The organism is Bacillus cereus group sp. BceL062, assembly GCF_051780025.1.
GTDB classification, from domain to species: domain Bacteria; phylum Bacillota; class Bacilli; order Bacillales; family Bacillaceae_G; genus Bacillus_A; species Bacillus_A toyonensis.
Genome location: NZ_JBPWGY010000025.1, coordinates 23,884 through 32,702 on the forward strand (window position 1 = coordinate 23,884; position 8,819 = coordinate 32,702).

Genomic DNA, 8,819 nt, shown 5'->3' on the forward strand with positions numbered 1-8,819 from the left:
CAAACGGGTTCTTTTATTTATTCATCATAAAATAACTATTTTGTTTGGTTTTTCGACTGTTCAAATACTTTTTTCTCGCAATCTACACATGCTACAATGTCACCATCTTTATCAAATTGATAAATTGATTTTTCTTCAATATCTTTATTTTCAAAGCAAAGATCACAATTGAATTGTCGTTTCTTACCCACTAACTCTTCATCAATTTTCTTAGTTAGTTCCACCGTTCCAGTTTCTTTGAAAAGCTAAGCACTATAACCTTTATCGTGAAGAATCTTAACCACTTCTCGCATATCCTTCCAAGCTGCTGTACCTTGGTCAAACTTAATAGTCACTGCATGCATTTTTCATTCCCCTTTACGAATAATTTTTATTACATTACACATACTATCTGCAAGTCAGCTACACTCTTTCAAAACGGAGCTTTATCCTCCGGGCTGTTTAGGCAAATGGCAGGTAACCTAGTCAATTACCTGCCATTTTTATGTACAATCGTAATTTTTTAAGATGTTTGCTAAATGCTTCACGTATTCCCCATATGAACGCTTAAACTTTGTATAGTCTACTGTTTCGCATAACTTTACATGTACAAATCATTTATTTGCTCCTGTTCCTGCACCATAAGCAATGTGTTCTGTATCAGCAATATAAATTGTTTTCTCCCACCCTACTGCATAATGAACGAATGCTGAACGTCATGTATGAGACTCATCTTTTTGAATATTAATAGCTGGAGCTCCTGAAGTTGTCGTAAAATGTGCTACAACGCCCGCATAACACCTACACCATTACGCTATGGTTGTCTAGGTAAATCACGAATAATAAGTGTTCTATCAGCAAAAGAACTAGCAAGTACTAGAATCATAAGGAACGAGGTAATATGTTTCATTATCTTATTCATTTAGCATCAACATCCTTTTTCATAATTTTTGTGTGATCAAATAATCCACTTACTGATAACCCAATGATGATTCTTTGAAATACATTTGTCTTGATGTCTCCATCCAAAAATAAATCTCCCAGCACAACGCCAAGCGTTAAATTTAATAACAGAATGTATTTTGTTTGTAATTCAATTGTTTTTATAGTCACAACTGGAACATAATTAACTAGAAGCAAACGTTCTAGGTACCAAAACAACTTGTTTGCAATACCACTCCGTTTTACATTCCAGCACTATTCAACATTACAATTCAAGCACTTCTCAAATTAATTTTACAAACTTTCTTTAAAATGTATATTTAAAACTTATTATTTGTATGTAAACCTAGACAAGAGTACAAACTAACTCTATACCTAATAAAAAAGGAGTAACTGTATAATGGATTACAATCATTCATCAGAAAAAAAAGAACAATTATTTTTACAACTACAAAAAATGCATCAACAGCTAGAAAAGCATCAAAAAACAATTGAAACTTTAGAAAAAGAAAAGTCCAAAATGATGTCTCAAATCATGGAACATTATAAAAACCTAGACTATAAATAAAGTCTAGGTTTTATTAATTAGGCATAACCCATTCTTGATGCGAGCTTATCATCATGGCAAGCATTTCCTCTCACACTATCTGTTTTTATAATATCTTATTTACCCTCTAACAGCTTTATTAAATCTCTCTTTTAAAATTAAATACGTATGTATACAAAGAAATTTGGCACTAGAATACTTTCCAAACAATGCAATTAAAAAACAAACACAATACATAAAAATCGATGTGAAACAATTTTAAAACAACTAAAGCCTGAATAAGCATTAACGGTATGCACAGGTTATTTAGAACCAATTAACAGATTAGCAACTTCAACAATGATGAAAGAAGATTACAGAAAAAAACACAAAATTTAATGTACCTAGGGAAAAGTAAAATGATAGCCAGATTAAACCTTTATATATCAAATACACCTTTTGAATCGTTAATTTTAGGATTTAAAAGATGTATTAATAGCCAAACTATTTATTTGCGTTTTGACGGCCTAAACATTACTTTAAATTTCGATGTAATATTGTGACGAATTAGAGTCTAATATACAATTTTCAACTCCTCAACAAAATAAACGTATCCAATGTTCTTACTATCAGTGTAAAGATTGCTTATTTTATCGATTTATTAACTGCTTGATTTTCCCAATTATTATCTTCCCAAAACATATCATGGCCTAAATATACTTAAAATAATTGAATTAGTCATAAGCACTTTTCGTTATATGAAATGGATATGCTCCTGCCTATAATAAAGTATGTTACTTATTTACTTGATGTAATAAAAATTCTTAAAAAATAATCCAAATGGAAAGGAATACTTATGTATGAACTACAAAAATCGAACAAATGCAAAGCAGAAGTACAAACAATCGTTATTTTTAACAATCGCAACTATGACTTTAGGGGGCAGTATATTAGGAAACACGGCTTCTGCATTTGCTGCTGAGAATACAACAGAAAAACAGAAAGTTTCTTCCTACCCCAAAAATTCTAACACCGTTGGCAGCAACGTTTTTAAAGTCGCTGCAGATGGATCTGTAACACTGCTTAATAGCACCCCTTTTGATTCACCCACTGTAAAGGCGATTACTTTATTGGGAGGAAATTTATTAAATCAAGCTTACTTGGATGCATATAACAAAGATTTTACCGGCACTGCTAGAACTCTTGTGCTAGGTGCCACGGCACTTATTCCATATGTTGGATCATTTATTTCTCCAATAATTGGGTTACTTTGGCCAGCTAATGTAGGAACAGATATGACTGCACAGACTAAGGCACTAGTTGCACTGATAAATGAACAAATTGCAGACTATGATATAGAGACTCTTGAACAAAAAGGAAAAACATTAAAAGATTTAATGTCCAGGTTCGATGACCTACTAAATGGTAAACCGGTAACTTTTGGAGAGCAAGGAACGGTACAAGAGACCCTCCGTAATAAAGCATCCAATATTAACGATAAATTTATAGAAGTTATAAATGATTGTCAGAAACGTTCATTCAAAGCAGAAGAGCTTCCTATATACACTCTTATCGCAACCGCTCATTTACTATTTTTAAATATGATAGAACAGAATGGGCAAAGTTCTAGAATACAAATGGATGATGAAACCTATAAAGGGTATGTAGAGGATTTCAAGAGACTCCCTATAGAATACGCAAATTATATAGAGGCAACATCTAAATTGGGTAAACAAAAATTCAACAAGAAAATGGACGATACAATACACGCCGCAAAAAAACAAGCTCTTGTTGGAATCATTAGTTCTGATGAAAACACAAATTTAGAAAACCTAGAAAAAACCCGAAAGCAATGTTTAGATGAGGCAAAACTGTTACAACAAATAGGTGAAGTGTATGGTGCTGAGAAGGCTAGACAAAAGGCACAAAAAGCTTATGAGTATAAAAAGCAATATGAAGACTTAATACAAAAAAGAGGTAACTATATCCAAAATACAGCAGATAACGAGGCATTCAAGCTAGCGAAAAAAAGTATGGAAGAGCTGATGATAGATGTTAGGATACCAAACGGAAAATATATAATTCAATCCACACAAAATAGTAGCATGGTTGTAGGTATGTCTGGTAATAACATACAACTTGAGGAGAATAACGGGCAGTTAAATAATAAATTTTTTATTATTTACGATCAGGCTCGAAATTCATATGTAATTGAGACTTCAATAGAAACGGGTCTATCATCGTACATGGCTGCTAACATTGACTACAGTAATGTCAATAAGTCAGGTGTTAATGTGTATGCGATTCTATCCACTTCCTCACATGAGTATCCTGATATATTACATTGGAAACTTAAACGAGAGAGAGGAAGTAAATTTGTGTACCTAGAAAACTTGGCAAATGGTCAGGTGCTAGATGTTTCAAATGCAGGTACTGAAAAGGGAACAAATATAATAACATGGCCGTTAAAACAGCAAGGTCAAAATCAAAATCAAGGATTCGAGTTAGTCCCTACAAACTAATACAGCTTTCATAGTCTTTTATACCCATTCTGAAATCTATTCAAAAACTTCCTTTTAAAGGCATAAAAAAGCATGATGAATCAAACGAAACTGATTCGATAAATTTAGAAAGTTTTAAAAACTGGACATATTTTGTCCAGTTTTTTTCATATATTCAATCCTATCAAACTATCGAACGAAGAATATAGTTTTATACTTACTTTTGGGCATGAATTACTGTCATGCAACCACAAATTGAAGAGGGAAAGAGGAATTACCTTACCTAGTCTACTTCCCAATATAATTGATGTGTATTATTATAGATATTATCCCAATTCTCTTTTACAATTTGCATATCTGCACTAATAAAATTCATGCTAATATCAGAAGCATCTTTTATATTTTGAATAAGCGATTGTAACTTAGCTTCTAAGGTCAGCCAATTTGTATTCATAGCCTCTAAAGTATTTAATAATCCTACTGCCCCTCCATTCACTCCATTAATATAGTTAATAATATCTAATACACGATTTAATAAAATGTTCTCTCCTATCACTGGATAACCTTGTTTTTCCTCTTCTATATCTATAATAACCTGCATCGGTATACAAGCATTTTGAAGTTGTCTAGAATTAGTACCGACATTGTTCCTGAAGCCCTGCATAGTTGTTAAAAACTTCGTAACCTCTTGTTTTTGAATTGTAATATCAGATTGAATAGTTTCTAATATTTGCAGAATTCGTTCTTTATCTTTATTTTGAATTTGTTTTTGTATATCACTAAACTTTTGTTGGAAGGTGGTATTATAAGATAGAATTTGCTTTCGTATAGTTTGCATATGTGGTGCTATTTCAATGTACCATTCTTTCCCTAGACTTCCCGTATTATCTACATGTTTAGTCACAGATATTAAAATATCTGTAGGAATACGTCTATGTTCTAGACGCTTATATTGTTCCAGGGTATTATAAAACCCAGAACTTAAATCTAACATCCTACCAACTTCTAAATTTAGCATAGCTCCTGGGCTCATAATTTGGGCAAATACAGGAGTTGAATTGAAAAATGAAGATATCGCACATATACATAAAAAACAATGCACAATTATTTTTTTAACAGATGGCATGCACATCTCCTCTTTCCTATACTAATAGTTATCCCTGTGCAATTTATTATGCACAGGGATAACTATTAAACGATATCATTTACTAATCGTAATTTTTGAATACAATGTATCTGCATAAGATTTAATATTTAACCAACTATCTTTTGCTGTTTTTAAATCTTCTTTAACAAACGCAAGAGAACTTGGTGAAATTTCATCAATATTGTCCATTAATGATTTATATTTAGATCCCATTGTCGTCCACTGATCTTTTAACGTTTCTGCTGAATCAATCGCTGTATTAATTGTATCTGCAAATGTCTTAGTTTGATCACTTGCCACTTTTAACGCCGCTACTTGTAAATCTGTATCTTTTAATTGCATTGTCAATTTTGCAATTTGAGAATTCGCTTCTTTTAATTTATTATTTCCTGTCACAATAAGGGTCACTCCACCACCAATGCTCCCCGCTGCAACCGTACCTGTAATGGCTGCAAAAGGTAAGCCCACTCCACTTACAGCTAATACTACTGTAAGTACACCGAATCCTGTTCCCATAAGTGTTAAGACACCACCAGAAGCAATCATAGCAATTGCTGCACTAACTTGAGAATTATAGGCATCAATTTGTTGTTTTAGAGAAGGCATAATAGCATTTTTCCCTTCTAAAATTGTAAGCATTTGATTTGTCTTAGTTTGAAATCCGTTGGTATCTGTAATCAACTTATCACGAAAATTCTTTAAATCTAATATTAATTGATCTATTTTATCTTTATTCTGCTCTACGTTTTTATATAAACGCTGAACACCTTGTTTAGTAGTTTCCTTGTCCTTTGCATCAACAGCATCCACAATAGTTTGATAGTAATTATCAAACTTGGATCCATAATTGACAATACCTTGGTTTACATTAATTAATTCTGGCTTTAATACATCTATCCAATGTGTTGCATTCCCTTGTGCTATTTTTTGTGTATTTATAACGGCGTCCACTAAATCTTTATCTTTCTTTTCTGTAAATATATTTTTATCTAGATTAATCTGAGGAGACTTTAACAAAGTAAGAGCGTAAGCATCTAGCACTATTACATGTGAGCCCGTTTCTTGTAATGCTTTTTGTAATCCTTCTGGCCCTAAATACTTATCTGGTAAGTTAGGTTGTTTTTCATTCTTCATCGTTACTTCTTTTGTTTCAGACGCAAACACATAAGAAGGCATAATACTTGCTGTAGATAAAGTTGTAACCAACGCAGCACATGTCATTAATTTAACAGGTATTTTTTTCATAAATATCCTCCCTTTTGAGCTATAAATAATTTATATACTTATTCCAAGTGTTTTCTATTGATAGGAAATATCCGTAATAACCTTTTCTTGTTGCTTAGCTTGAGCAGCCAAATCGTCTACCCTTTTTTTAATTTGCACTAAATTATTTTGCAATACAGAGCTATCCGGATTAATTTTATTTACATACTGCTGTAGTTCAGTAAAATTATTTTTTAATTCAAACCAATTGTCGTCAAAGCCCTCCAGACTCTCTTTTCCCTTGGTTACATTCTCCTTAAATGCGTTCACTTGTCCTACTAAAAGTGTTAAAGCCGCTGCATCTGCTTTCGTGGTTGTTAATTTTTGCGTGATTTCTTGTAATTCTTTACGTTTTTCCTCTAATTTTTTTGCAGCAAACCCTACTGTCACACCTCCACCTATAAGTCCACCTGTTCCACCGACTATTCCACCTAATGCAGGTGCAATACTACCCAGTGCAGGTACAACAACCGCAGCTCCAACCCCTCCTGTTGCAACAGTTGTTGTAAATAAAACAATAGTCCCAAAAACAATTGCTCCTATTCCAGCTACCATACCAATGGTCCCACCTACAATTATTCCAATTTGAGATTTGATATCACCATTAATTGCTTCAATTTGCTTTGTTAATTGTTCAACTTCTCCATTTTTATTTGCTAAAGATGTTGTCGCTGCAGCAGCGGCATTCATAAAATTTTCTGCATCAACATTAAAATTCCGTTGGAATTTTTGTAAATCTAATGACATCTTTTCAATTTGATTTTGATGCTTATTCAAACTCTCTTGCAATTTTGTAATGCCCATAACAAAATCTATTTTAGCTTGATCATCCGTACTTATTTTGGAAGATAGTTCAATTAATTTGTCATAATATATTTGAAATTTTTGCTGAAATGAGATAGATTGCTGATTTGCATCAATAAAACTTGGTTGAACGGTATCCAACCAATCACGGGCATGTTGCTTCGCCTTTTCTTGGTATGATTTCAAGTTTGGCATAGCCTCAATTGCTACCGTAGGTTGCTTTAATAATGTTAATGCATATGTCTTTAATAAAATGCTCTGTGTTCCTAAATTTTGTAGTGTTGGAGAAACCAAAATATTACTTGTATTTAAACTTTGGTTTTCCGTTTGTTTTTTTTCAGCTGCGCATGCTGGTAATGGTAAAACTTGACTTGCCATCATGGCTGTAATAACACACCCTGTAATTATTGGTAATTTTTTCATGAAACCTCCCCTTCCCATTATCAGATAACAAACTTATTACTAAGTAAAGGAAAATCTATATTGGACCTCTACTTTAGATATAAATTCACCTACAATAAAATGCTTCAAGCATCATATTTCAAGTCAAATTTATATAAATAAATGTACAATAAATAAAAAGTATTAATTATCAATTAAGTAATTTGCTAAGTTGATTTTTAGACGGTTTTGACTTCCAAAACACTGAAAACACCTATCTACACTATCCTTTGGACTATCTCCTTTTAGTTAGTTGCTAACAATATTGATATATTGTATAAAATTAAAAATTCAAGTGCCTTTTTTATAATTTATAGGGTTAAAAAGTGAAGGAAATGAATAAAATAAACAAGAATACAAATTGTACATAGTGTACACTATGTACAATTTCAATGTTTAAGTTTATACTGGAGGTGAAAGGGGAGATGATTATGCAAGCTGTTCTTAACGCTACTGATGTTCGCAAAAATTGGAGCGAATTCATCGATGGTGTAGTTCAACAAAACAAACCACAATTTGTTTCTAGAAACAATAAAGAACCATTTTTAAGTCTCAATATGCACCAGGCTAAAATGGCCTTTTCTACTTACACTTTCACTTTAAAATATGTACTTGAAGATGATGATTCAATCACAGCCGAATTAAAGGATTTCGATTTATTTGTTAATGCAAAATCAGAAGACGCGGCTATTCGTGATTTAGCTGTCGAATTAATTGAATATGCACAAGACTACTCTGATAATATTCAACTATACTATAATGCCCCAAACCGTCGTGAACACTTTCCATTTATTATGAACGTTCTATTGCAAGATGATTTAGATGGGGTTACTCGCTTAATCCATGCCGACATTTAAAGAATTAAAGCGCTTTTGTGAAAAAGATGGATGGGAATGCTATAAAGACACCGATCACTATTTTTATAGAAAGATTATGTCAGACGGGACGATTAAACGTACTAAGGTTAGTAAAGGCACCGGGGAAATTAAGCATCATTTATGGAGAAAAATTTTAAAGCAACAACTTCAAGTTTCTTTAGAATATTTCAATGATCATATTTAAAAAAAGAGTGTTGGGAAACCCTTTAGGGTTCCCAACATTCTGCAATCCTTTTTAATTTTAGTAAATGAAAACAATATAAAATAATAAATTTTAGAAAAACAGCCCTCCACCAGACCTTTTTTGGTTAGGTGAAGGGCTATTTTTTTCATGTTTT

At 32.4% G+C, this 8,819-nt stretch carries 7 protein-coding genes and 2 pseudogenes; 3 read left to right on the top strand and 6 right to left on the bottom strand.

Annotation, left to right across the window (positions count from 1 at the left end):
- Positions 1-35: 35 nt before the first annotated feature.
- From ACS2MN_RS30225 to ACS2MN_RS30235, 3 genes and pseudogenes are all read right to left on the bottom strand, one after another.
- Positions 36-344: pseudogene (locus ACS2MN_RS30225) on the bottom strand (hypothetical protein).
- A 153-nt stretch (positions 345-497) separates the two neighbouring features.
- Positions 498-901: pseudogene (locus ACS2MN_RS30230) on the bottom strand (N-acetylmuramoyl-L-alanine amidase); the annotation flags it as partial.
- Positions 898-1,119: a holin gene (locus ACS2MN_RS30235; RefSeq protein WP_346994970.1), complete on the bottom strand. Its 222-nt coding sequence runs from the start codon at positions 1,117-1,119 to the stop codon at positions 898-900. The pseudogene ACS2MN_RS30230 and the gene ACS2MN_RS30235, both read right to left, overlap by 4 nt.
- Positions 1,120-1,321: 202 nt before the next feature.
- Here ACS2MN_RS30235 and ACS2MN_RS30240 point away from each other — a divergent pair, with 202 nt between their 5' ends.
- Together ACS2MN_RS30240 and ACS2MN_RS30245 are read left to right on the top strand one after the other, a co-directional pair.
- Positions 1,322-1,489 carry a DUF342 domain-containing protein gene (locus tag ACS2MN_RS30240; protein ID WP_137842891.1) on the top strand — a complete coding sequence of 56 codons (168 nt, stop codon included), beginning with the start codon at positions 1,322-1,324 and terminating at the stop codon, positions 1,487-1,489.
- A gap of 818 nt (positions 1,490-2,307) precedes the next feature.
- Positions 2,308-3,969 carry an insecticidal delta-endotoxin Cry8Ea1 family protein gene (locus tag ACS2MN_RS30245; protein WP_346994925.1) on the top strand — a complete coding sequence of 554 codons (1,662 nt, stop codon included), beginning with the start codon at positions 2,308-2,310 and terminating at the stop codon, positions 3,967-3,969.
- 262 nt (positions 3,970-4,231) lie between these two features.
- On the opposite strand, the gene ACS2MN_RS30250 is transcribed toward ACS2MN_RS30245, so the two are convergent.
- The 3 genes from ACS2MN_RS30250 to ACS2MN_RS30260 all read right to left on the bottom strand — a co-directional run bounded on the left by ACS2MN_RS30250 (position 4,232) and on the right by ACS2MN_RS30260 (position 7,585).
- Positions 4,232-5,074, bottom strand: coding sequence for an HBL/NHE enterotoxin family protein (locus tag ACS2MN_RS30250; RefSeq protein ID WP_346994926.1), 843 nt, complete (start codon positions 5,072-5,074; stop codon positions 4,232-4,234).
- 75 nt (positions 5,075-5,149) lie between these two features.
- Positions 5,150-6,340, bottom strand: a complete 1,191-nt coding sequence (locus ACS2MN_RS30255) for an HBL/NHE enterotoxin family protein (RefSeq protein ID WP_346994927.1) — start codon at positions 6,338-6,340, stop codon at positions 5,150-5,152.
- Positions 6,341-6,394: 54 nt separating this feature from the next.
- The gene (locus tag ACS2MN_RS30260) at positions 6,395-7,585 is read right to left on the bottom strand and encodes an HBL/NHE enterotoxin family protein (protein ID WP_346994928.1); all 1,191 of its coding nucleotides are present in this window, start codon (positions 7,583-7,585) and stop codon (positions 6,395-6,397) included.
- 449 nt (positions 7,586-8,034) lie between these two features.
- Here ACS2MN_RS30260 and ACS2MN_RS30265 point away from each other — a divergent pair, with 449 nt between their 5' ends.
- Positions 8,035-8,460, top strand: a complete 426-nt coding sequence (locus ACS2MN_RS30265; RefSeq protein WP_346994929.1) for a hypothetical protein — start codon at positions 8,035-8,037, stop codon at positions 8,458-8,460.
- The last annotated feature ends 359 nt before the right edge of the window (positions 8,461-8,819 follow it).

Bases quoted from the DNA above. Each gene is read 5' to 3' on its own strand.
- ACS2MN_RS30245 (WP_346994925.1), top strand. From the start codon at position 2,308: ATGAACTACAAAAATCGAACAAATGCAAAGCAGAAGTACAAACAATCG.
- ACS2MN_RS30260 (WP_346994928.1), bottom strand. From the start codon at position 7,585: ATGAAAAAATTACCAATAATTACAGGGTGTGTTATTACAGCCATGATG.
- ACS2MN_RS30265 (WP_346994929.1), top strand. From the start codon at position 8,035: ATGCAAGCTGTTCTTAACGCTACTGATGTTCGCAAAAATTGGAGCGAA.
- ACS2MN_RS30250 (WP_346994926.1), bottom strand. From the start codon at position 5,074: ATGCCATCTGTTAAAAAAATAATTGTGCATTGTTTTTTATGTATATGT.
- ACS2MN_RS30255 (WP_346994927.1), bottom strand. From the start codon at position 6,340: ATGAAAAAAATACCTGTTAAATTAATGACATGTGCTGCGTTGGTTACA.
- ACS2MN_RS30240 (WP_137842891.1), top strand. From the start codon at position 1,322: ATGGATTACAATCATTCATCAGAAAAAAAAGAACAATTATTTTTACAA.